This is a genomic window from Promicromonospora iranensis (assembly GCF_028994805.1).
Taxonomy (GTDB): Bacteria; Actinomycetota; Actinomycetes; order Actinomycetales; family Cellulomonadaceae; genus Promicromonospora; species Promicromonospora iranensis.
Genome location: NZ_JAJQQP010000005.1, coordinates 1 through 19,445, shown reverse-complemented (window position 1 = coordinate 19,445; position 19,445 = coordinate 1). Strand labels below are relative to the sequence as shown.

General features: G+C 73.3%; 24 protein-coding genes and 1 riboswitch. Of the genes, 7 read left to right on the top strand and 17 right to left on the bottom strand.

Annotation, left to right across the window (positions count from 1 at the left end; translation table 11 throughout):
* Nucleotides 1-22: 22 nt before the first annotated feature.
* From LUM46_RS09315 to LUM46_RS09300, 4 genes are read right to left on the bottom strand one after another with little or no spacing between them, the layout of a single operon-like run.
* Nucleotides 23-448 carry a hypothetical protein gene (locus LUM46_RS09315; RefSeq protein WP_274993548.1) on the bottom strand — a complete coding sequence of 142 codons (426 nt, stop codon included), beginning with the start codon at nt 446-448 and terminating at the stop codon, nt 23-25.
* A gap of 35 nt (nt 449-483) precedes the next feature.
* Nucleotides 484-978 (bottom strand): hypothetical protein, encoded by a 495-nt coding sequence (locus tag LUM46_RS09310; RefSeq protein ID WP_274993547.1) that lies wholly within the window; start codon nt 976-978, stop codon nt 484-486.
* Complete coding sequence (locus tag LUM46_RS09305; protein ID WP_274993546.1) at nt 975-1,604, bottom strand: maleylpyruvate isomerase family mycothiol-dependent enzyme; 630 nt, start codon at nt 1,602-1,604, stop codon at nt 975-977. Before LUM46_RS09305 ends, LUM46_RS09310 begins: the two co-directional genes overlap by 4 nt.
* On the bottom strand, nt 1,573-2,508 hold the full coding sequence (locus LUM46_RS09300; protein ID WP_274993545.1) for an alpha/beta fold hydrolase: 936 nt from the start codon (nt 2,506-2,508) through the stop codon (nt 1,573-1,575). The genes LUM46_RS09305 and LUM46_RS09300 overlap by 32 nt, the downstream gene beginning before the upstream one ends.
* 81 nt (nt 2,509-2,589) lie before the next feature.
* Here LUM46_RS09300 and LUM46_RS09295 point away from each other — a divergent pair, with 81 nt between their 5' ends.
* The 3 genes from LUM46_RS09295 (at nt 2,590) to LUM46_RS09285 (ending at nt 5,242) form a co-directional block, all read left to right on the top strand.
* On the top strand, nt 2,590-3,042 hold the full coding sequence (locus LUM46_RS09295; RefSeq protein ID WP_274993544.1) for a DUF6153 family protein: 453 nt from the start codon (nt 2,590-2,592) through the stop codon (nt 3,040-3,042).
* A gap of 105 nt (nt 3,043-3,147) precedes the next feature.
* Nucleotides 3,148-3,735 (top strand): DUF305 domain-containing protein, encoded by a 588-nt coding sequence (locus tag LUM46_RS09290; protein ID WP_274993543.1) that lies wholly within the window; start codon nt 3,148-3,150, stop codon nt 3,733-3,735.
* Between the two features lie 58 nt (nt 3,736-3,793).
* Nucleotides 3,794-5,242 carry a copper resistance CopC family protein gene (locus LUM46_RS09285; RefSeq protein ID WP_274993542.1) on the top strand — a complete coding sequence of 483 codons (1,449 nt, stop codon included), beginning with the start codon at nt 3,794-3,796 and terminating at the stop codon, nt 5,240-5,242.
* A gap of 37 nt (nt 5,243-5,279) precedes the next feature.
* On the opposite strand, the gene LUM46_RS09280 is transcribed toward LUM46_RS09285, so the two are convergent.
* Both LUM46_RS09280 and LUM46_RS09275 read right to left on the bottom strand, forming a co-directional pair.
* Nucleotides 5,280-5,594 (bottom strand): DMT family transporter, encoded by a 315-nt coding sequence (locus LUM46_RS09280; RefSeq protein ID WP_274993541.1) that lies wholly within the window; start codon nt 5,592-5,594, stop codon nt 5,280-5,282.
* 11 nt (nt 5,595-5,605) lie between these two features.
* A riboswitch (guanidine-III (ykkC-III) riboswitch) is annotated at nt 5,606-5,670 on the bottom strand.
* Nucleotides 5,671-5,747: 77 nt separating this feature from the next.
* The gene (locus tag LUM46_RS09275; RefSeq protein ID WP_274993540.1) at nt 5,748-6,665 is read right to left on the bottom strand and encodes a LysR family transcriptional regulator; all 918 of its coding nucleotides are present in this window, start codon (nt 6,663-6,665) and stop codon (nt 5,748-5,750) included.
* Nucleotides 6,666-6,739: 74 nt separating this feature from the next.
* On the opposite strand from LUM46_RS09275, the gene LUM46_RS09270 reads away from it, so the two are divergent.
* The gene (locus LUM46_RS09270; RefSeq protein ID WP_274993539.1) at nt 6,740-7,702 is read left to right on the top strand and encodes an EamA family transporter; all 963 of its coding nucleotides are present in this window, start codon (nt 6,740-6,742) and stop codon (nt 7,700-7,702) included.
* Here the strand turns inward: LUM46_RS09270 and LUM46_RS09265 are convergent.
* Entirely contained in the window at nt 7,599-8,705 is a 1,107-nt protein-coding gene (locus LUM46_RS09265) for an NAD(P)-binding domain-containing protein (protein WP_274993537.1), read from the bottom strand. The two genes, LUM46_RS09270 and LUM46_RS09265, sit on opposite strands and share 104 nt — an antisense overlap.
* A 43-nt stretch (nt 8,706-8,748) precedes the next feature.
* The gene (locus LUM46_RS09260) at nt 8,749-9,294 is read right to left on the bottom strand and encodes a TetR/AcrR family transcriptional regulator (protein ID WP_274993536.1); all 546 of its coding nucleotides are present in this window, start codon (nt 9,292-9,294) and stop codon (nt 8,749-8,751) included.
* 58 nt (nt 9,295-9,352) lie between these two features.
* Between LUM46_RS09260 and LUM46_RS09255 the strand changes: the two genes are divergently transcribed.
* Nucleotides 9,353-10,570, top strand: a complete 1,218-nt coding sequence (locus tag LUM46_RS09255) for an MFS transporter (RefSeq protein ID WP_274993534.1) — start codon at nt 9,353-9,355, stop codon at nt 10,568-10,570.
* An 8-nt stretch (nt 10,571-10,578) separates the two neighbouring features.
* Here LUM46_RS09255 and LUM46_RS09250 read toward each other — a convergent pair whose 3' ends face one another.
* The 8 genes from LUM46_RS09250 to LUM46_RS09215 form a co-directional block, all read right to left on the bottom strand.
* Nucleotides 10,579-11,010 (bottom strand): DUF6098 family protein, encoded by a 432-nt coding sequence (locus tag LUM46_RS09250; RefSeq protein ID WP_274993533.1) that lies wholly within the window; start codon nt 11,008-11,010, stop codon nt 10,579-10,581.
* A 29-nt stretch (nt 11,011-11,039) separates the two neighbouring features.
* Nucleotides 11,040-12,353: a cytochrome P450 gene (locus tag LUM46_RS09245; protein WP_274993532.1), complete on the bottom strand. Its 1,314-nt coding sequence runs from the start codon at nt 12,351-12,353 to the stop codon at nt 11,040-11,042.
* 116 nt (nt 12,354-12,469) lie between these two features.
* A complete protein-coding gene (locus tag LUM46_RS09240; RefSeq protein ID WP_274993531.1) occupies nt 12,470-12,886 on the bottom strand; it encodes a CBS domain-containing protein in 417 nt (138 codons plus the stop codon).
* Nucleotides 12,887-13,007: 121 nt separating this feature from the next.
* Nucleotides 13,008-13,250, bottom strand: coding sequence for a hypothetical protein (locus tag LUM46_RS09235; protein WP_274993530.1), 243 nt, complete (start codon nt 13,248-13,250; stop codon nt 13,008-13,010).
* Nucleotides 13,251-13,264: 14 nt separating this feature from the next.
* Nucleotides 13,265-13,870, bottom strand: coding sequence for a flavodoxin family protein (locus LUM46_RS09230; RefSeq protein WP_274993529.1), 606 nt, complete (start codon nt 13,868-13,870; stop codon nt 13,265-13,267).
* Between the two features lie 84 nt (nt 13,871-13,954).
* A complete protein-coding gene (locus tag LUM46_RS09225; protein WP_274993528.1) occupies nt 13,955-15,088 on the bottom strand; it encodes an FUSC family protein in 1,134 nt (377 codons plus the stop codon).
* A 16-nt stretch (nt 15,089-15,104) separates the two neighbouring features.
* Complete coding sequence (locus tag LUM46_RS09220; RefSeq protein ID WP_274993526.1) at nt 15,105-15,524, bottom strand: CBS domain-containing protein; 420 nt, start codon at nt 15,522-15,524, stop codon at nt 15,105-15,107.
* Nucleotides 15,525-15,867: 343 nt separating this feature from the next.
* On the bottom strand, nt 15,868-16,653 hold the full coding sequence (locus LUM46_RS09215; RefSeq protein WP_274993525.1) for an isocitrate lyase/PEP mutase family protein: 786 nt from the start codon (nt 16,651-16,653) through the stop codon (nt 15,868-15,870).
* 161 nt (nt 16,654-16,814) lie between these two features.
* On the opposite strand from LUM46_RS09215, the gene LUM46_RS09210 reads away from it, so the two are divergent.
* Nucleotides 16,815-17,768 carry a zinc-binding dehydrogenase gene (locus LUM46_RS09210; protein WP_274993524.1) on the top strand — a complete coding sequence of 318 codons (954 nt, stop codon included), beginning with the start codon at nt 16,815-16,817 and terminating at the stop codon, nt 17,766-17,768.
* A gap of 48 nt (nt 17,769-17,816) precedes the next feature.
* Nucleotides 17,817-18,518 (top strand): CPBP family intramembrane glutamic endopeptidase, encoded by a 702-nt coding sequence (locus LUM46_RS09205; protein WP_274993523.1) that lies wholly within the window; start codon nt 17,817-17,819, stop codon nt 18,516-18,518.
* On the opposite strand, the gene LUM46_RS09200 is transcribed toward LUM46_RS09205, so the two are convergent.
* Nucleotides 18,475-19,445: HNH endonuclease (locus tag LUM46_RS09200; protein ID WP_274993521.1), on the bottom strand; the 971-nt coding region annotated here is incomplete at its 5' end. The genes LUM46_RS09205 and LUM46_RS09200 overlap by 44 nt on opposite strands.

Genomic DNA, 19,445 nt, shown 5'->3' with positions numbered 1-19,445 from the left:
GCCCGTGCCCGCGCAGCGCCGATCAGGACCCGGGCGCCCAGTCCTCGTCGTCGAGCACCCACACCGCGTCGCCGGTCTCCGACCGGACGTCGTCGGAGAGCCAGTAAGTCTCGTCGGGATTCCATCCGGCGATGACGCTCGCGGTGTCGCCGTCGACCGGGACGACGGTCCCGGCCGCGGCGAGGTACGCGGCGGCGGTGAGGTGGACGGCGTCGTGGTCGACGGCGACCGCGGCCCAGTCAGGCATCAGCAAGCGCCCGTCGCGGCCGGTGGTGCGATACCAGTCGTGCCGCTTCTGCGCGGTCACCTCGAGCGGGTACGCGCGGCACAGCGCGGCCCACACGTCGGGTCCGTCGATCTCGTGCACGCACGCACCGGCGGGAACCTCCACCCGTCGCGTGACCGCACGCTCCCAGCTCATGGCGTCCTCGACCAGCCAGAGGCCCACCGGTCCGAGCCGCCCGAGGCTCCTCGTGGTGCGGGTCAGGTCGGGCGGCGGGGCAGACCACCACTCACCGCCCGCGGATGCCGTCGGATCGGCGGGCCTCTCCTCCCGCGCCCGTCCCAGGCGACCATGTGCTGGTCCGCACGGTCGAGGGGTGCACTCCACCATCCGATGCCGGTCGCGGACCCGGCGACGTGCCGGGCGACGCGCTCCAGGGCGGCCCGCACCACGGGTGTGACGGCGAGCATGTCCTCGCCGTCGGGCTCCTGCCAGTAGCGGGCGTGGGCCACCGCGTCGGCGAAGGCATGCAGCGCCGCGTCCTGGTCGACGTCGGCGAGGCGGACCGTCTCCGGCAGCGTCGCGACGACCTCGGGCGTCGCCGTGGGCACCTCGCAGCCCGCCGACATCACCGCCTGCGCGAGCGGCACCTCCGTTCCGTCGCGGTCCGCGAAGATGGCCTCGGCGTCCAGCGCGAGCTCCAGCAGGAACCGGCGCCCGCGCCACCCGCTCAGCAGCGCCTCGGCGGTGTTCACCCGGCCCCTGCCATTCTCCGGGACAGCTCCGGCACGCCGTCACCGTGCAGGTCACCGAGCACGGCCGACCGGCCCGCCATCGCCATGACGAGGGAGAGCAGCGGACCCTCGATCTCCGGTCCGGAGCCGGACCGGAAGTCGGCGTCGGTCGCCACGAGGCGCAGGCCCTTGACCAGGGACCGGCTGTTGACGGCGAAGTCCTTGGTGGCGAAGAACCGCGCGACGGCCGAGAGCCCTTCGGCGTCCGGCTCGCGCCGCAGGCCCATCGGCCGGCGGATGTCCTCGGCGTGGACGATCAGCTCGCCGAGCCCCGCGGGGCTCTCCTTGCCGGGCAGCCCGATCGGCCCGGTCCCCGCGAAGCGCTCGAGGGTCACCGCCGGCGTCGCGCCGCGGAACTCCTCGAGCCGGCGCTGGTTGTGCACGTCGGCGTCGAACCGCGCGCCGACGATGCTGCGCACCCATCCCCACATCGAGAGGGTCGACGCCGCTCCGAGGTGCGCGACGACGTCCTCCACGTCCCACGAACCGCACAGGGTCGGCGAGCGCCACTGCTCGGGCGTCAACGCACTCAGATCGTCGACAAGTGCCGAGCGCTCACGTTCCTGGATCTCTGACAGCCGGGTCACGGTGCGACCCTACCGACGTCGCCACCAGGCGCCGGGTCTCCTCCGCGATCGTCGGCCAGACCACGGGCGGCAGGTCGTGGCCGATGTCGTCAAGGATCATCAGCTTCGCGCCCCGGATCTCGCGCGCCACGGCACGGGCCGCCGACGTCCGGATGAGCGGGTCGTCCGCGCCCTGCAGCACGAGTGTGGGCGCCTGGATCTCGCGCAGCCGCGGGCCCTGCCATCGCGCGTGCAGCTGACGGCCGATCCCGGTCATGTCCCGTGGGCCGGTCTCCAGCCCGCGCTCGATCCGCTCCCGGGCCGCCTCCTCGTCGCACGGGTTGGCCCGGGACGCCATCCCCTTCGCGATGGCCAGGGAGGCGGCGAGGTCACCGTCGTGGCCCGCCGGATACCGCTTCGTCGCGTTGCGTGCGACGAGACCGAACTGCACGTAGCGCAGCGCGCGGTACCCGACGGCGTCGCTCGGCGGGGCGTCGCACGAGACGAGCCCGAGCACCCGGTCCGGATGGCGCAGCGCGACCCGTTGCGCGACGATGCCGCCCAGCGAGTGTCCGAACATCACCGCGCGGTCCCAACCGACGGCGTCGAGCACGGCGACGGCGTCGTCGGCCAGGTCCTCTGCCGTGTAGGCGCCGGGGCCGAACAGCATGCGCCAGTACCCGCGCCGCGCGGTCTCGCTGAACCGCGTGGACGCGCCGGTGTCGCGCTGGTCGTAGCGGATCACGTCGAAGCCCTGGTCCGCGAGCGCCCGGCAGAGGCCGTCCGGCCACCAGAACCGGGAGATCGCGAGGCCCATCATGAGCAGGAGCGGGACTCCCCCACGCTCCCCGAAGCGGTCGTAGGCAAGTTCGACGTCGCCGTTGCGCACGAACGTGGTCGGCGACCAGGTGTCTGTATCGGTCACCTGAACGATTGTCGTACGCGGTCGGGTCACTCGCCCGAGTTCGCCTCGGCGGGTGATTGCGATAGCCTCCGTGCCGTGCTCGTGATCTCGCTCCTTCGCTCGGCGGTCGCCGAGCCGGGGCGACGCCTGAACGGCGCGCTGATGATCCTCATGGTCATCATCGGCGTGGTCACCATGCACTCGATGAGCGGGTCACCGACCTCGCACCACCACGGACCGCACGACGTCTCCACGGTCGTGGCGCAGGACGTCGCCGCCGCCGGCGGGATCGCATTGCCGGCGGCCCCGGACAGCCACACGGCGGTGAACACCGCGGGACCCGTGGGTGAGTGCCATGACGGGTGCGGCGGGCACGACGCCGCCATGGCGATGTGCCTCATGATCCTCGTCGCGCTGCTCGCCCTGGTCGCGCCCGCACGGCGGTTCCTCTGGCGGGTCCTGCCCGCCTGGTCGGTGCCCGTGCCCCGGGTGGCGGTCGACCTCCGCGCGCTCACGGCTCCTTCCCTGCACGAGCTCTGCATCTCCCGGACGTAGACCCGGCGTCGACGCGCTCCGCGTCGACCCGGCCAGCGCGACCACGCACGGTGGTCGTGCCGGTCAGTGCTACCCGATGAGCTGAACGAGCTGGAGGAAGAACCGATGAAGCGCACCTTTCTGTCCGCAGTCGTCCTGGCCGGCGCACTCGCCCTGGCGGGCTGCGCAGGCTCCGAGGAGCCGACGCCGCAGGACACGTCCGCCGTCGCCGACCCAGGGTCCGGCGAGGCCACCACGCACAACGACGCGGACGTCATGTTCGCGCAGATGATGATCCCGCACCACGAGCAGGCGGTGGTGATGGCCGACGCCGTCCTCGCGAAGGACGGGACGAACCCGGAGGTCACGGAGCTGGCCACCGAGATCAAGGCCGCACAGGCCCCGGAGATCGAGCAGCTCGGCCAGTGGCTCGACACGTGGGGTGCCGAGCGCACCTCCGAGCACGCCGGCCATGCCGGGATGAGCGGCATGATGTCGGAGGAGGATTTGCAGGCGCTCGACGCGGCCACGGCGCCCGAGAGCGACCGCCTGTTCCTCGAGCAGATGATCGCGCACCACCGCGGCGCGGTGGAGATGGCGCAGGAAGAGGCCGAGGAAGGCAGGGACGCGAGCGCCGTCGAGATGGCGCAGACCATCGTCGACACGCAGTCGTCCGAGATCGAGGCGATGGAGAATCTCCTCGCCTCGATGTGACCGATGGGTGGTGCGCCGGCGACGAGCCGGCGCACCACCTGTTCGTGAGGAGCCTGACATGGTCCGACCTTCCGGGGTCGCGCACGCCTCCGCCCGCTGGGTGGTCGGCCTGCTCGCGGCGCTCGTGCTCGCGACGTGGTGCGCACCGTCCGCCGCCGCGCACACCAAGCTGCAGTCGTCGGCGCCCGCCGCCGGCTCGACGTCCGACGGCCCGGTCGAGGAGGTGGCGCTGACGTTCACCCTCCCGGTGACCTCCCTCGGCGACGGGATCGTCATCGACGGCCCGGAGGGTACCGTCGCGGCCGACGTCGTCACGGCCGAGGGCGACCTCGTCCTCGTCGCGACCCCTGCCGAGCCGCTGGCCGCCGGCGACTACACGGTGCGCTGGACCGCCGCGGCCGAGGACGGGCACCCGCTGGAGGGGACGTTCGGCTTCACCGTCGCCGGCACCGGCCCGGCGCCGTCCGAACCCGCGCCGTCCGAACCCGGCGAGCCGGAGGAGACGGCCGGCGGCAGCCCGCACACCGGCCACGACATGCGCGACGGCGGCACGGACCATGACATGGGCCATGACATGGGCCATGACGCCGCGGAGATGGACAGCCCGGGGGCCGACGCCGCGGCGGTGGTCGCGCGCATCGGCAGCGCGGCGGCCCTCTGGGGCGGGCTGGTCGCCGCCGGTGCCCTGGTGTTCGCCGGTCTGGTGCTTCGCGGGCCGGACCGGGAGGACGTCCCGGTGGTGCTGCGGATGGTCCGCTGGACGGGTCCGCTGATCCTGGTCGGCCTGGCGGTCCAGGTCGCGGCCGGGTCGGTGCACATGGCGCACGGCGACCTGGCCGCCGCGGTCTCGCCCGCCTCGGTCGCGGCGTCGCTCACCGGCACCACCCGCTGGGCCCTCGGGCTCCAGGCCGTCGGCGCGACGGCGATCGCGGTCGGGGCCTGGCGCACGCTGCCGGGCTCCTGGTTCGCGGTCCTGGGGAGCGTGCTCGTCGGGGCCGGGCACGTGCTCGGCGGTCACAGCAACACGGCCGAGCCACGCTGGGTGGTCGTGACCGCCGACGTGGCGCACCTCGCGGCCGCGGCCGCCTGGGTGGGCGGCGTGGTCGCGATGGCGCTCCTGCTGCGCCGGCGGCGTCGGGACGGGCGGGCGCTCGACGCCGCGCTCCTCGGCGCCCGCTTCTCCGTCGTCGCCGCGGTCTCCGTAGCGGTGGTGGCAGCAGCCGGGGTGGTGCTGGCGGTCGAGATCCTGGACCGTCCGGCGCAGATCTGGGAGAGCACCTGGGGCCTCCTCCTGCTCGCGAAGGTCGCCGTCGTCGCCGCCGTCGGGGCGATCGGCACGTACAACCACTTCCGGGTCGTCCCGAAGCTCGCGGCACGGCGCTCCAGGGTCCGCAGCGCCCGCAAGGCGAGCAACCTGCTGCGGCGCAGCGCCGGGCGCGAGACGTCGCTGATGGTGGTGATCGTGCTGATCACCGCCTGGCTGGTCGCGGCGTCCGTCGAGGGCTGAGCCCTCGCGCTCCGGCACCGGGTCGGTTCACCGGCGGTCAGTGCGTCAGCTTGAGCCCGATCACACAACCGATCAGGCCGACGATCAGCAGCACGCGGACGACGGAGACGGGCTCGGCGCCGGTGGCCATGGCCCAGACGACGGTGGTCGCCGCGCCGATGCCCACCCAGACGGCGTAGGCGGTGCCCACGGGCAGGTCGCGCAGGGCGAACGCGAGGCCGCCCATGCTCGCGACGAGGGCCACCCCGAAGACGATGCTCGGGCCGAGATTCTGGAAACCCTCGGAACGGCCGAGGGCGGTGGCCCAGACGGCCTCGAGAAGACCGGAGACGACAAGGACGATCCAGGACATGGTGTGCTCCCTCGTTGCCGTCTTGTCGCGCACCGGGTACGGCAACCCTCGTCCGGGGACCTCCTCAGGCCCTGATCCGATCTTGGCACACCGGCGGCCGGCAGGGCAGGTCCTCGCGAGGTGGTGTGGGCCACCCGCTGGTCGCGGCGCCGCTCACCCGACCCGGGCCGCGGACACCTGTCCGGCGCGCTCCCTGAGCGCCGTCAGCGCCGCGGCGATGGCGGGCTCGCCGGAGCTGCCGCGGCGCACGCACGTGAGGATGCGGCGCGACGGCGGCGGGCTGCCGGCCAGCGGCACCCGGACCAGGCCCGGGTGGGCGTCGAGCGAGACGAGGCGCGGCACCAGGCACACGCCCAGACCGTGCCGGACGAGCGCGAGCACCGCCTGCCAGTCGTCCGCGTGATGCACGGTGTGCGGGGCGAAGCCCGCGGCCGTGCACAGCGCGTGGATGAGCCGGCCCTGGTCGTGGTGCGGCGAGATCCACGTCGCGCGCTCGGTAGCCGCCAGGTCGACCGTCCCGCGCGCCGCGAGCGCGTGATCCGCGGGGACGACGAGGTCCAGCACGTCGTCGAGCAGGTGCTCCTGGTGGAACCGGGCGTCGTCGGTCGGCGGGCTGTCGGACAGCGGGGTCAGCACGGCGATGTCGAAGCCCTCCGCGAGGAGCTGCTGATAGCTGTTCCGGGTGTCCGTCTCGGTGACGATGGCCTGGATCGGCTCGCCGGCGCGCGCGAGGGTGCCTGCGACGGGCGCCAGGAGCGGTCCGATGCTGGTGGCGAAGCCTGCGAGCCGCAGCGTGCGTCGCGCCGGCGCGCCGTGCTGCGCCAGCTCGGCACGTGCGGTCTCCCACTGCGCGCAGAGGACGTCCGCGTGACCGAGCAGCACCCGTCCCGCCACGGTGAGTCGCAGCCGCCGGCCGTCCGGTTCGAGCAGGGCCGCCCCGGCCTGGCGGGACAGCTGCCTGAGCTGTTGCGACACGGCGGACGGCGACAGGTTCAGCGCGTGGGCGGCCGCCGTCACGGTGCCCTGTTCCTCGAGCACGCGGAAGGTCTGGAGGAGGCCGAGATCAACCATGCAGTTATTCAACACGATCTCGTGCCGATAGTTGCGATGGACGTGCACGGTGCGTTCGGCGAAGACTTGGAGGCATGCCTGGCAGGAACTCCTTCGTCCGCCGCTGGTACGGCTCGCCCGTCCCGGCCCCGGTCCTCGTGCTGGGCAGCGTGATCAGCGTCCAGACCGGCCAGGCGCTGGGCAAGCAGCTGATGGGCGTCGTTGGGAGCCCCATGGGCGCCGTCACGCTGCGGCTGGTGCTCGCCGCCCTCCTGCTCCTGCTGGTGTGGCGGCCGCGCCGTCTGCCTGCCGACCGGCAGGGTCGCCTGCTGGTCCTCGCCCTCGGTACGGCGATCGCCGGGATGAACCTCGTCTACCTCGCCCTGGAGCACCTGCCCCTGGGCGTGGCGATGACCATCCAGCTGACCGGCCCGCTGGTGGTGGCGCTGGCCACCTCGCGCCGCGCACGTGACGTGGCCTGGGGACTGCTGGCCGCGGCGGGGATCGCCTGCTTCATGCTGCCCGGCTCATCGCCGTCGGGCCCGCCGTCCCCGACCGGTCTGATCTTCGCCGTGCTGTCCGCCGTGTCCATGGGCGCGTACCTGCTCCTCAGCCAGCGGACCGGCGCACACACGGTGGGCGGCGGGCCGCTGGCCCTCGCGGTCCTGTGGGCGGCGCTCGTGACGCTGCCGTTCGGTCTGGTGCAGAGCGGCGACCGGCTGCTGCGGCCCGACGCCCTGACGGCAGGGCTGGTGGTGGCCGTGCTGTCGGCGGCGCTGCCCTACTCCCTCGAGCTGACGGCGCTGCGCCGGCTGCCGGCCCGGGTCGTCGGTGTCCTGCAGAGCCTGGAGCCCGTGGCCGCCGGTCTGGCGGGCCTGCTGCTCCTCGGCGAGCAGCTCTCGACGCCGCAGTGGCTGGCCGTCGGCCTCATCACCGCGGCGTCGGCCGGCGCCGTCAGCCGGCCACCGGCACCCGCAGCCGGCGCACCACCGTCGCCGCCGCCTCCCTGCCCGCGCGGTTGGCGCCGACCGTCGACTGCGACGGCCCGAACCCGATGAGGTGCAGGCGCGGCTCGGCCGCGGCCCGGGTGCCGGTCAGCGCGATGCCGCCCAGCTCGTTGCGGAGGTCCAGCAGGTCGAGGTGGGCCAGGTCGGCCTTGAACCCGGTGGCCCACAGGATGACGTCCACCGGGGTGAAGGTGTTGTCCGCCTCGCGCACGCCCATGGGCTCGACCGCCCGGAACATCGGCCGCCGCTCCAGGGCGCCGCGGGCCTGCGCCGCGAGCGCGTACGGCGTCCGGACCAGCCCTGTGTACGAGACGACGCTCCCGGTCGGCCGGCCCGCCGCGACGTCGGCCATGACCTTGGCGATGGTCTCGCGGCCCGCCGTCTCGGGCTGGAAGCCGTCCTCGCGGAAGACCGGCTCCCGGCGGGTGTACCAGCGGGTGGTCGCCACGCGGGAGATCTCCTCCAGGAGCTGGAGCGCGGAGATGCCGCCGCCGACGATCGCCACGCGCTGGCCCGCGAAGTCCTCGGCCCGGACGTAGTCGCGGGTGTGGAGCTGGCGGCCGACGAAGGTCTCCTGTCCGGGGTAGCGCGGCAGCACGGGGTTGGTCCAGGTCCCGGTCGCGTTGATGACGGCGCGCGTGGTCCAGGTGCCGCGGTCGCTCGTCACCACGAGGTCGCCGTCCGGGTCGTCGTCGGCCCGGCGCACCGCCACCACGTGGACCGGGCGCAGGACCGGGAGCGTGAACTCCCTCTCGTAGTCGGCGAAGTACCGCGGGACCGCGGCCCGGCTCGGCTCCGCCGTGTCCACGGCGGGCTGGGCCAGGCCCGGCAGGTCGAAGATGCCGTTGACCGTCGCCATCCGCAGCGACTCCCAGCGGTGCTGCCAGGCGCCGCCGGGCGCGGGGTTCGCGTCCAGGACCACAAAGGTGCGCTCCGCGTCCGGCTGCTCGACGGCGCTCACGAATCCCCGGTGCCGCAGGTGGTACGCCGCCGAGAGCCCGGCCTGCCCGCCGCCGATCACCACCGCCGTCGCCCGGCGAAGTTCCTCGCTCACACCGGGGTCAACGCCGCGGGTGCGCGGATGTTCCCGCGCCCGCTCAGCCCGCGGCCGTGATCCGCCGCACCGCCTCCGTCACCGTCTCGTGCCGTGGCGCCTCGGTGTCCAGGGCGCGGTGGATCGTCAGCCCTTCGATCAAGGCGTCCAGCATCCTGGCGGTGACCGGGTCGAAGTGTCGTTCGAGCGCCGCGCGGGACCGCCCCATCCACGCGTTGGTCAGCTCCCGGTAGGCGGGCTCGCGGGCCGCGAGCGTGTACAGCTCGTGGGTCAGCACGAGGTCCCGGTGGGTGCCGAACACGTCCCGCGTGATGATCTCGACCACGGCGGCGCGCGCCGTGGCGAGATCGGTGGCCTCGCTCATCCGCTGCTCGAACCCGTCGCTGACGCTCCGCGAGAACCGGGCGAACGCCTCCCGCAGCAGCTCGTCCATCCCGGCGAAGTGGTAGGTCATCGACCCGAGCGGCACGTCCGCGGCGGCCGCGACCTTGCGGTGGGACACGCCCGCCACCCCCACCTCCGCGACGAGGTCGAGGCACACGTCGATGATGCGGCTCCTGCGGTCGGGGTCGTGCCGCCGTACGGTCATGGGGTCACCCTAGCGGGCGATGTGTACGATCGTACGCAGAGTGGGTAGGGTCGTGCCCATGCCTCTTGTCCCGGGTTCCGGCCCGCAGCCCGCCGACCGGCGCGCCCGCGCCGCCGTCGCCGCCATGTTCCTGACCAACGGCGCCCTGTTCGCGAACCTGGTGCCGCGCTACCCGGAGATCAAGGCCGCGCTCGGCCTCGACAACGCGACCTACGGCCTGGCCGTCGCGGCCTTCCCGGCCGGGGCGATCATCGCGGGCCTCGGCGCCGGCTTCGTCGTCCGCAGGCTCGGGTCAGCGCAGGCGGCGGTCGCGGGGACCATCCTCACCGGCCTGGGCGTGCTGGCCGCAGGACTCTCCCCCTCGTTCGGCCTCCTGATCCTCGCCCTGCTGCTCGGCGGGGCGATGGACGCCGTCACGGACGTGGCGCAGAACGCCCACGGCCTCCGGGTGCAGCGCCGCTACGGGCGGTCGATCATCAACGGCTTCCACGCGGTGTGGTCCGTCGGCGCCGTGCTGGGTGGGTCCATGGCCGCCGGGGCGATCGCGCTCGGGCTGCCGCTCGGTGTGCACCTCGGCATCTCCACGGCGGTCTTCGCGACGGTGGCGCTGGTGGCGCTGCGGTTCCGCCTCCCCGGCAAGGACGGCGACGCCGCCGACGACGCAGCGGCGGGCTCGAGGCCGGACGGCCTGCTGCGTGGCGCCGCCGCCAGCCCGCGCACGCTGCTCATCCTCACGGCGCTCGTGCTGATCGCGATCGGCGGCACCCTCGCGGAGGACGCCGGCAGCTCCTGGGCGGCCCTGTACCTGTCCGGCACGCTCGGCGCCCCCGCAGCGCTGGCCGCCACCGGGTTCGTCGCGCTCGTCGGGACCCAGTTCGTCGGGCGGCTGCTCGGCGACCGCATGGTCGACCGGTTCGGGCAGCGCATGGTCGCCCGTGGTGGCGGCCTCGTCATCGCGCTCGGCATGGGACTGGCCCTGGCCTTCCCGACCGTGCCGGGCACGATCCTCGGCTTCGCCGCGGTCGGCCTGGGCAGTGCGACGCTGGTGCCCGCCGCCATGCACGAGGCGGACGAGCTGCCGGGCCTGCGCGCCGGTACCGGCCTGACCATCGTGTCGTGGCTGATGCGGCTGGGCTTCCTCGCCTCACCGCCGCTGGTCGGCATGGTCGCCGACGCCGTCGGCCTGCGCTACGGCCTGCTGGTCGTGCCGCTGGCGGGCCTGCTGGTGGTCCTGCTGGCCGGGGTGCTCCAGTCCCGGGCCACCCCGTCCCGGTGAACAGTCCCTCACCGCCCGTCCGCCCCCGGGTGAAAGACGCGCGCGTACAGCCACGCCGCCTCGTCCACCACCGACCGGTCGATCGAGGCGACGGCGGTGGTCCCCACCAGGAGCGGCTCGCAGTCCGGCCCACGCCCCGCGATCTCGCCGGTCAGCGCCCACGGGTAGCGGTCCGGCGCCAGCAGGTGCGCGTACTGGCACAGCTGCCGCGCGAGCCAGTGCTCGACCTTCCGGTCCCACCACGGCTCCGGCGTCAACGGGTTCACACTCAGGCCGGGCAGCAGGCAACCGCTCTCGTGGTCCCGGCTCACGGTGGCGGCGTCGGCCACCGGCCCCCCGCTGAACCGCACATAGAGCGGCGAGACCGCCTCGACGAGCTCCCCCACCTCCCCGAGCGAGCGCAGGTGCGGCACGCCGGGCAGCATCCCAGCCTCCTCCATCGACCGGACCTCCTCTCTCCGCGGTGAGGTCACCTGCTGCCGGCGACCCGGAAGCGCAGCCCCAGGTGGTCGACCGTGGCAGGCAGCGGGTCGCGGGCCAGGTAACGGCCCCGCGCCACCCGCAGATCATGGGCGGCCAGCCGCGTCAGCATGTGCGACGCGACCAGCAGCACGAAGTTACGTCCGGGGCACGCGGCCGGACCGCCGCTGAACGGGATCAGCCCCCAGTCCGCGGCGTTGCGACCGTCCAGCCACGCCTCCGGGAGGAACCCGTCGGCATGCTCCAGCCGGTCCGGGTCACGGTGGAAGAACGAGCTCACGACGGCGAAGCCCGTGTGGGCGGGCAGCGTCCGCTCGCCCCAGTCCGTCGGGCCCGTCGAGTCGCGCAGCACGGCGAACGTCGTCGGCCAGAGGCGCAGCGACTCCAGCACGCACGCCCGCGCGTAGGGCAGGAGTGCAGGTTCCTGCCCTTCCGGCTCGGCCTCGGCGAGCAGGCGCTCGCGGACGGCGGGTCGGGCGGCAACGATCGCGAGCGCCCGCAGCGTGGCGGCGCCGGCGGCGTCGAACGCGAAGAGCCAGTGCGGCACCTGGCCCACCGCGGTGGCCGGTCCGCTCTGGTGGGCGACGGCGGCGAGGCTGCCCGGCTCCGGATTCAGCAGGTAGGACCCGATGCGGCCCTCCAGGTCTTCGCGCAGGTGCGGCCGGCCGGGATGCAGCCACGACCAGTTCGCGTCGCTCCGCAGCGCGTTGAGCACAGCCACGAGCTCTCGGTCGCCGCGCGCCTTCGGCCCGAGGACCACCTCGAGGACGGTGCCCCACCACGCCTCGGCGAAGTCGTCGGCATCGAACCGTCCGCTCGTCCGCAGTTGCCGGCTCAGGTCGGCCACACCCCGTTGTACGGCGTCGACGACGGCGGGCCCGCCGTCGTGCACCGGCTGGTCGGTCTGCAGCACCTTCTCGTTGAACGGCCGGCGGTGCCAGCGCTCGGCGGTCGAGGAGATCAGCACGCCCTCGGGCTGGAAGTGCGCGAGCGCGGCGCGCTTCTCCTTGGTCGCGGGGGTGAACGGCTCGGGTGAGCCTTCGAGCAGGCGGCGCACGTCGACGGGCTCGGTGACGACGACGACGCGGCGCGTACCGAGGCGCACGACGAGCGGCGCGCCGCCGTGGCGCGCGCGCAGGTCGGACAGGACGGCGCGCGCGGTGCGGTCGGTCTGGTGCCGTTCGGCCCAGGCGGTCATCTGCGGTCGGCGGACGATCGCTCCCTGGGCGACCAGAGGGGCGAGCACCTTGCCCAGGACACGTAGGTTCTCGGCGGGGGTCAGGTCGACGGGCGTGGGGCTCATGGCGTCTCCTCACCGGACTCGGCGCGCGGCCCGCCCCGAGGTCGTCTCGCGTCAGGCGGCACGGGCGGGGCTCGTCCGCCGAAGGACTTCGACGGACGAGCCCGGCCGGCGTCCGCTCAGTTGTTCGGCTTCTCCTCGGAGATGTCCGCGAGCGCGGACGACGGGTCGCGCGTGACGGCGAGGTCACCGATCGCGACGATGCCGACGGCCACGTCGCCGTCCATGACGGGGACGCGTCGGACGGCTGCGGAGCGCATCACCTCGACGGCGGTCTCCGCGGGGTCGCTGGGCCCCACGGTGACGAGCTGCTCGGTCGCGACCTGCTTGATGGTGGCGTCGAGGCCGAGCCCTTCGGCAAGACCGCGGACGACGAGGTCGCGGTCGGTCACGATCCCGACGGTCTTCGACTCGGACTGGACGACCAGCGCACCCACGTCCTCGGCGGCCATCGCCCGGGCGGCGACCTGAACCGAATCGGACACGTCGACGGTGGTCGGCGCTGGGGTCATGACATCGGCGACGGTTTGTACCATGTCGCTCTCCTCCCTCGGTAGGGCCGACGGCGGGCTGCTTCACCGACAGGTCCACCATGCCTCGGTGGCATCCCGCTCGCATCCCGCTCGTGTGCCGGCCGTGTGCCGGCCGTGCGGTCGGTCAGGCGTCGACGCTGTCGGTGATGTGGGCACCGGCGCCGACGCGTGCGCAGTGGCTGCAGCAGTAGGTCGTGTCGTCGGCCTCGACGCCGTGCCCGAGCACCGTGCAGCCGCAGTGGGCGCACCGTGGGGCCATGGCGTGGGCCGCGCACTCGAACGAGTCGAAGGTGCCCTTCGCCCCGTTGTCCTTCGTGATGGTGAACGTGTGGGCGTACTCGTTGCCGCACATGTCGCAGGTAGCCATGTCGTTCTCCTTCGTCAGCTCTGGGGCGGCGGCACGGGCTGGGCCGCGAGCGCCGTCGCCACGGCGTGCAGGTTGTGGGCCATGAGGCGGCCGGTGCTGTGCGACCACTCGTGGCCGTGCTCGGTCTCCGGGTACTCGGCCCCCGGGCCGGGGCCCTGGTTCCAGTAGGTCCACGCCTGGCCGGGCACGGTGTAACCGATGTCGCCCAGTGCTCCGCCGATCTCGGAGATCACGTGGTGCGCGCCGTCCTCGTTGCCGGTCACCACCACTCCGGCGACCCGGTTGTAGGCGACGGGGGTGCCGTTCTCGGCCGTCTCGGAGAGCATCGCGTCCATGCGTTCGAGCATGCGCTGGGCGATGGACGAGGGGCGGCCGAGCCAGGTCGGGGTCACGACGACGAGGATCTCGGCGTCCAGGAGGCGCTCGTGCACGCCGGGCCAGGCATCGCCGTCGCCCATGTCGGTCTGGACCCCGGGCGGCACGTCCAGGTCGGCGAGCCGGACGTGCTCGACGGTCACGCCGCGTTCCTGGAGGGCGTCGGCGACCACCGCGGCGAGCGCCTCCGTGTTGGACGGTGCGGGGGACGGCTTGAGGGTGCAGCTGATGAACAGGGCCTTCACGGGGACACCTCGACAGGTCGCATCGGCAGCCACTTCTCGACCTCTCTCAACGTAACGCCGTGCCCGGCCCCTCGCCTGCCCGGGTCAGGCACGCAGTGCGTCGGCGCCGCGGCCGAGCGCCACCGCGAGCGCGCCCGCCACGAAGTAGTCGTACTGCGACGAGTGCTGGGCGGCGCGGACCGCGGCGCGGAGCTGCTCCAGGGCCCGGTCGAGCCGCGCGACCGCATCGGCGGCTTCCTTGCCGACCGCGTCGGCCGCGGTGTCGTCGCCGACGTCCTCGGTCTCCGCAGCGCGTACCGCGCAGGCGAAGGCACGGAGCGTGCCGGCGAACTCCGGCCTCAGGTCCTTTCCGAGCGCGACGTCGTCGCGGCCGTGCCGCTCCCACTCGACGAGCAGGCGCACGACCTCGTCGACCACCTCGGCCGCGGTGCTCAGCGCGCCGGCCCGCCGCATCAGGGATGCCATCCAGTACCCGTTGCGCTTGTACCGCACACGCACGTTGGCGCGCGACGCCTCGCGCGCCTGGGCGACCGCCGCACGTGCGCTCTCGACGATGGGGAAGAGCTGCTGGCGGCGCTGCTCCCACTCGTCCGGGTCCAGGGGCCCTTCATCCTCCAGCCAGTTCGCCAGCACCTCGGCCTGCTCGGCGACGCCGTGCCGGAGCCGGCCGAGCGCGAGCTCGGACGGCGTGAGCGGCAGCGGCGGGAGCAGCAGGTTGATGCCGATGCCGATCGACGCGCCCACGACGATCAGGCCGGTGTAGGAGCCGATGTAGTCGAGCCCGTCAGTGCTGCCGATGATGAGCACGAAGATGGCCGACATGACTGTCCAGCTGCCCATGTCACCGAAGATCCGCCAGCCGACACAGAGGATGGCGATGCCCACCACTACTGCCAGCTCGAGCAGACCGGGCAGGGGCAGCAGCCCGACGGTGCGGGCGATGACAGCACCCACCAGCACCGCCGCGACGGACTGGAGGGAGTCGCGGACCGAGCGCACCACCGTGCTCGTCGTGGCGAGCACGGCTCCCAGCGGCGCGTAGTACGGGTACTCCGAGAACGGCGCGGGCGCGATGAGCGCCACGAACCAGGCCAGGCTCGCCGCCAGCGCGCCCTTGACGGCGAGCGACCAGCGCGGATGCCTCAGCCAGGCGCGGTGGGCAGCCGAGAGAAGCCCGGCCGGGCGCGCGATCCTGACTGGAATCCGGGGAACGGCCATGTCGCGGCCTACGCCGTCACCCGTTCGGCTCAGCATCGGAGATGTCGGCGAGCGCCGACGCGGGATCGCGCTCGACGGCGAGGTCGCCGATCGAGACGATGCCGACGGGCACGTCGCCGTCCATCACGGGGATGCGGCGGACGGCCGCGACGCGCATCAGCTCGACGGCCGTCTCCACGGGGACGCCGGGACCGATCGAGATCAACTCCTCGCTCGCCACCTCGCCCACCATGGTCTCGAGGCCGAGCCCTTCGGCCAGACCGCGGACCACGAGGTCGCGGTCGGTGACGATGCCGACGGTGGTGGATCCGGCCTGCACGACCAGTGCCCCCACGTCCTGCGCGGCCATCGTCCGGGCAGCGGTCTCGAGCGTCTCGGACATGCCGATCGTGGTGGGTGCTGGGGTCATGACGTCCGCAACGGTCTGCTGGGCCATGTCTCGCTCCTTCCCTCGGTACGACTTCCCTCGGTAGGGGCCGACGGCAGGCTGCCTCACCGGCGCTCCCACCGTGCCGCGCAAGAATGCCGCTCGCATCCTGTCTGCTGTCCGGGGGTTGCTGTGCGTGGGATCGCCGGTCCCCGATCCGGAGTCCTCTCCCGTTCCGGGCCGATGCCTCGCAGAGTGGACGACGTCGCGCCGCGCACCGTGGCCGTCGTCAGGTTCGGTCCCAGTCGTCAGTCTCCGGAAGGAACAACCATGCCGTTCGCCAACCTGAAGGTGCCCGCGGACACCCTCAACGCCGACGTGCTGGGACGGAGCTGACCGCAGCCCGAGGTGGTCACCTGCCCGGCGCTCGGCGCGCGTGCCGTTCCAGGCGGGCCTGCGCGTCCGGGTAGGGCGTGGCCGAGGGAACGTCGCGACCGTCCCGGACGGCGGTCGCGACGTCGACCGCCGCGTCGATCGCCGCACGGTAGGGCAGCGAACCGGTGCTGACCCGCCGGACCCCGAGCGCGCCGAGCTGCCCCACCGTGCGGCCGGGGACCGCGAGCACGTTGAGCGGTAGCGGCAGCGCGCTCGCGAGCCGTTCGAGCACGGCCGGGTCGGTGGCGCCGGGGACGAAGATGCCGTCGGCCCCGGCGTCGACGTAGGCGCGGGCCCGGTCGAGGGTGGCGTCGACGGTGGCGTTCTGGTTCAGCCAGTAGGTCTCGACGCGCGCGTTGACGAACACGTTGGGTGCCGCCGCCCTGATCGCTGCCACCTTCGCGGCGTGCGCGGCGGGGTCGATGAGCTCGCCGGACGTGGAGTCCTCGACGTTGACGCCCGCGAGGCCCGCGTCGGCCAGCGAGGCGATGAAGTCTGCGACCTCGGCCGGGTCGTCGCTGTAGCCGTCCTCGATGTCGGCGGTGACGTAGGCGGGCAGGGTGCGCAGGCGCCGGACCAGGTCCACCGTGGCCTGGCGGCTCGTCCGGCCGGCGTCGGGCGTCCCGAGGGCAGCGCTGACGCCGAAGCTCGTCGTACCCACCGCTGGGAAGCCGGCCTCGACGAAAGCCAGGGCGGATGCGACGTCCCAGGCGTTGGGGAGAAGGAGCGGGTGCGGGCCGTGGTGGAGGTCGGCGAACGTCATGGGATGAGCGTCCCAGGGCCGTGCCTCCACCCTCCACCCTGAACATGTGAGACAACGGATTCGCCGTTGCTCTCACTTCGCCGAAGTGGACGCACCCGTCCGTTAGCGTCGCTCGCGCTGGTGCACATCAGACGGAACAACGGAGACGAACGATGCGAGCAATGACTGTCGAGCGATTCGGCGACCCGAGCGGCATGGCGATGACGGACGCCCCCGTCCCGGCCCCCGGGCCCGGGGAGCTCGTGATCGGGACCGAGGCGATCGGGGTCGGCGGTGTCGACGCCGTGATCCGCCGCGGCACCATCAGCGGATACGGCATCACGACGGGGCTGATCCTGGGCAGCGAGGTGGCCGGCACCGTGACGGCAGTCGGCACGGACGTCGACGAGTCGTGGGTGGGTCGCCGGGCATGGGCGTTCACCGGTCTCGGCGGTGGCTACGCCGAGCAGGCGCTCGCGCAGGTGGACGACGTCGTCGCGCTCCCCGAGGAGCTGTCGTCGATCGACTCGGTGGCCCTCGGGACCTCGGCGCCCGTCGCCCACTTCGCGCTCGCGCACGCGCACTTCGCGCCCGGCGAGTCGGTGCTGGTGCGTGGCGCGGCAGGGAGCATCGGCGTCGCGACCGTGGAGCTGGCGGCACAGGGTGGCGCGAGCGCGGTGGCGGTGACGACGTCGTCGGCCGAACGTGGTGCCCGGCTGCGTGAGCTCGGGGCGACACACGTGCTCGACCGCTCCGGCGACGGCGACCCGGACGCCCCGGCGTCCTTCGACGTGATCGTCGACATCGTCGGCGGACCGGATACCGCCGAGTTCGTCGACCGGCTCGCACCGAACGGGCGCATGGTCCTGGTCGGGGCGGTCGCGGGATTCCCGCCGGCCGACTTCGGCGGCCGGCTCCTGAGCGCTTTCCAACAGTCCCGTTCGGTCGCGACCTTCAGCCTCGACAGCGTGCCCATCCCGGCCAGGGACGCCGTCCGGGCCGACCAGTTCGGTGCGGCGGCGCGTGGGGAGCTGCACGCCGTCGTGCACGACGTGCTGCCCTTGGCCCAGGCGGCGGAGGCGCACCAGCAGATGGATGACGGCACGGTGTTCGGGCGGATCGTCCTCGTGCCCTGACATCTCCGTGTTGACCGTGTCCCAGGGACACGGTTTCCACTGGGTGACATGAAGTCCACGACTGAGGTCAACCCAAGGATCGCCCCACCCGGCTGGCCCGAGATCGTGGTCGGGATCGCAGTGCTGGCCCTGGTCGGATTCGGACTGCCGATCCTCGTCTCCGGTCAGGTCGACCTGACCAGCCCGCTCGGTGGTGCGCTCCTGGCGTGCCTCTCGGGCGTGGCGGGGCTCGCCGGATTCGCCGCCGCGGCCGCCCTCAGGCGGCGGACGTGGGGATCCTTCGGGCTACGCCGGGCCAGCGCCGGCTGGCTCTGGCTCGGCGTGGCGGGCGGGGTCGTCGCGCTGCTCGCCAAGGGCATACTGACGCCCCTGTTCCTCATGCTGACGGACGCCCCCACCGATACCCAGGCCGGCTACGCCGCCGGGGCGAGCAGCGGCCCCTGGCTTCTGGTGCTGACGGCGATCGGGCTCATCGTCCTGACGCCGATCGGCGAGGAGCTTCTCTTCCGCGGGGTGGTGACGACCGGCCTGCTTCGCTACGGGCCCATCATCGCGACCGTCGGCAGCGCCGTGATCTTCGCGCTGCTCCACGGCATCAACGTCGTGCTGCCCGCCGCCCTGGTGGTCGGGATCATCACCGCGGAGCTCCGACGGCGCAGCGACTCGGTCTGGCCGGGCGTGGTGGTACACGCCTTCAACAACTCGATCACGGTGATCGCCTATGCGCTGATTCCGGGGGTCGTGTCATAGCCCAGGAGAGGTCGGCCGGGCGGGCGCGCCGAGGTGGCCGGCGCCCCGGGCCTGTGTTCGAGGCCGGCCGGTAGGCGATCGCTCCTCGGTCGGGGCGGGTGTGGCAGCCGATCGTGTAGCGGCTGGGTGGGATGCGTCCGCTCGGGTTGCCCATACCGACGGCAGGGGTCCACACCGGTGTCGGTTGCGTGGGGCGGTCCTGAGCCTCGACCGGTCCGGGTGCCATGGCCGGTTCCGCTGGTGCGGGCGTGCCGGAGACGGACGCGTGCCCTGGTGCAGTGTCGCGGACCGGTCGCGGTGGTGCGGGCGCGACGAAGCCGTAGCTGTGCCCGGTGGGCGTGGTGGTCTCGACGGCTTGTCGGCCTTCGTGCTCGGTGACCGACTGTGCCCAGCCGGGCGCCTGCTTCGCATGATTACACCGGGCGCAGAGGCCTTGCCCGTTGTCCAGGCTCGTCACACCACCCTCGGCGTGCGGGGTCACATGGTCGATGTGCCGCACCGGTGCGTCGCACCACGACGTGGCACAAATGCCCTGCTCCCGCGCCCGCAACAAGTCCGCTAGCCCCGGTGGGTGGAACCGTGCCTTCGACGTCGTGGCCAATAGGCGACCGTTCGGGTCGACGTAGATCGCTCGCAGCCATGCCGCGTCGGCGTCGATCCCCTGCGCGGCCAGGTTCCGGGCCACCGGCCCCGGGACGACACCCGCGCCCCCGGACATGCCCTCCACGACCACACCGGGCTGGTCACCACCGGTCAGCAGCGTCCGGTCAGAGACCAGCAGATTGATCGCGACCGGCACCTCGTCAGCATGACCCGGCTCACGGCCGGTGAAGCGCTCGATCAGGGTGTCAGCCATGATCTGCCCCGCACCACGCTCGTCACCCGCTGCTCTGGCTGCCTCCGCGTGCTTCTTCAGCTGCGCGTACG

What these genes read in the sequence shown, in the direction of transcription:
- LUM46_RS09290 (WP_274993543.1), top strand. Translation starts at nt 3,148, where the DNA reads ATGAAGCGCACCTTTCTGTCCGCAGTCGTCCTGGCCGGCGCACTCGCC.
- LUM46_RS09285 (WP_274993542.1), top strand. Translation starts at nt 3,794, where the DNA reads ATGGTCCGACCTTCCGGGGTCGCGCACGCCTCCGCCCGCTGGGTGGTC.
- LUM46_RS09280 (WP_274993541.1), bottom strand. Translation starts at nt 5,594, where the DNA reads ATGTCCTGGATCGTCCTTGTCGTCTCCGGTCTTCTCGAGGCCGTCTGG.
- LUM46_RS09275 (WP_274993540.1), bottom strand. Translation starts at nt 6,665, where the DNA reads ATGGTTGATCTCGGCCTCCTCCAGACCTTCCGCGTGCTCGAGGAACAG.
- LUM46_RS09270 (WP_274993539.1), top strand. Translation starts at nt 6,740, where the DNA reads ATGCCTGGCAGGAACTCCTTCGTCCGCCGCTGGTACGGCTCGCCCGTC.
- LUM46_RS09260 (WP_274993536.1), bottom strand. Translation starts at nt 9,294, where the DNA reads ATGACCGTACGGCGGCACGACCCCGACCGCAGGAGCCGCATCATCGAC.
- LUM46_RS09255 (WP_274993534.1), top strand. Translation starts at nt 9,353, where the DNA reads ATGCCTCTTGTCCCGGGTTCCGGCCCGCAGCCCGCCGACCGGCGCGCC.
- LUM46_RS09250 (WP_274993533.1), bottom strand. Translation starts at nt 11,010, where the DNA reads ATGGAGGAGGCTGGGATGCTGCCCGGCGTGCCGCACCTGCGCTCGCTC.
- LUM46_RS09245 (WP_274993532.1), bottom strand. Translation starts at nt 12,353, where the DNA reads ATGAGCCCCACGCCCGTCGACCTGACCCCCGCCGAGAACCTACGTGTC.
- LUM46_RS09240 (WP_274993531.1), bottom strand. Translation starts at nt 12,886, where the DNA reads ATGGTACAAACCGTCGCCGATGTCATGACCCCAGCGCCGACCACCGTC.
- LUM46_RS09235 (WP_274993530.1), bottom strand. Translation starts at nt 13,250, where the DNA reads ATGGCTACCTGCGACATGTGCGGCAACGAGTACGCCCACACGTTCACC.
- LUM46_RS09225 (WP_274993528.1), bottom strand. Translation starts at nt 15,088, where the DNA reads ATGGCCGTTCCCCGGATTCCAGTCAGGATCGCGCGCCCGGCCGGGCTT.
- LUM46_RS09220 (WP_274993526.1), bottom strand. Translation starts at nt 15,524, where the DNA reads ATGGCCCAGCAGACCGTTGCGGACGTCATGACCCCAGCACCCACCACG.
- LUM46_RS09215 (WP_274993525.1), bottom strand. Translation starts at nt 16,653, where the DNA reads ATGACGTTCGCCGACCTCCACCACGGCCCGCACCCGCTCCTTCTCCCC.
- LUM46_RS09210 (WP_274993524.1), top strand. Translation starts at nt 16,815, where the DNA reads ATGACTGTCGAGCGATTCGGCGACCCGAGCGGCATGGCGATGACGGAC.
- LUM46_RS09205 (WP_274993523.1), top strand. Translation starts at nt 17,817, where the DNA reads ATGAAGTCCACGACTGAGGTCAACCCAAGGATCGCCCCACCCGGCTGG.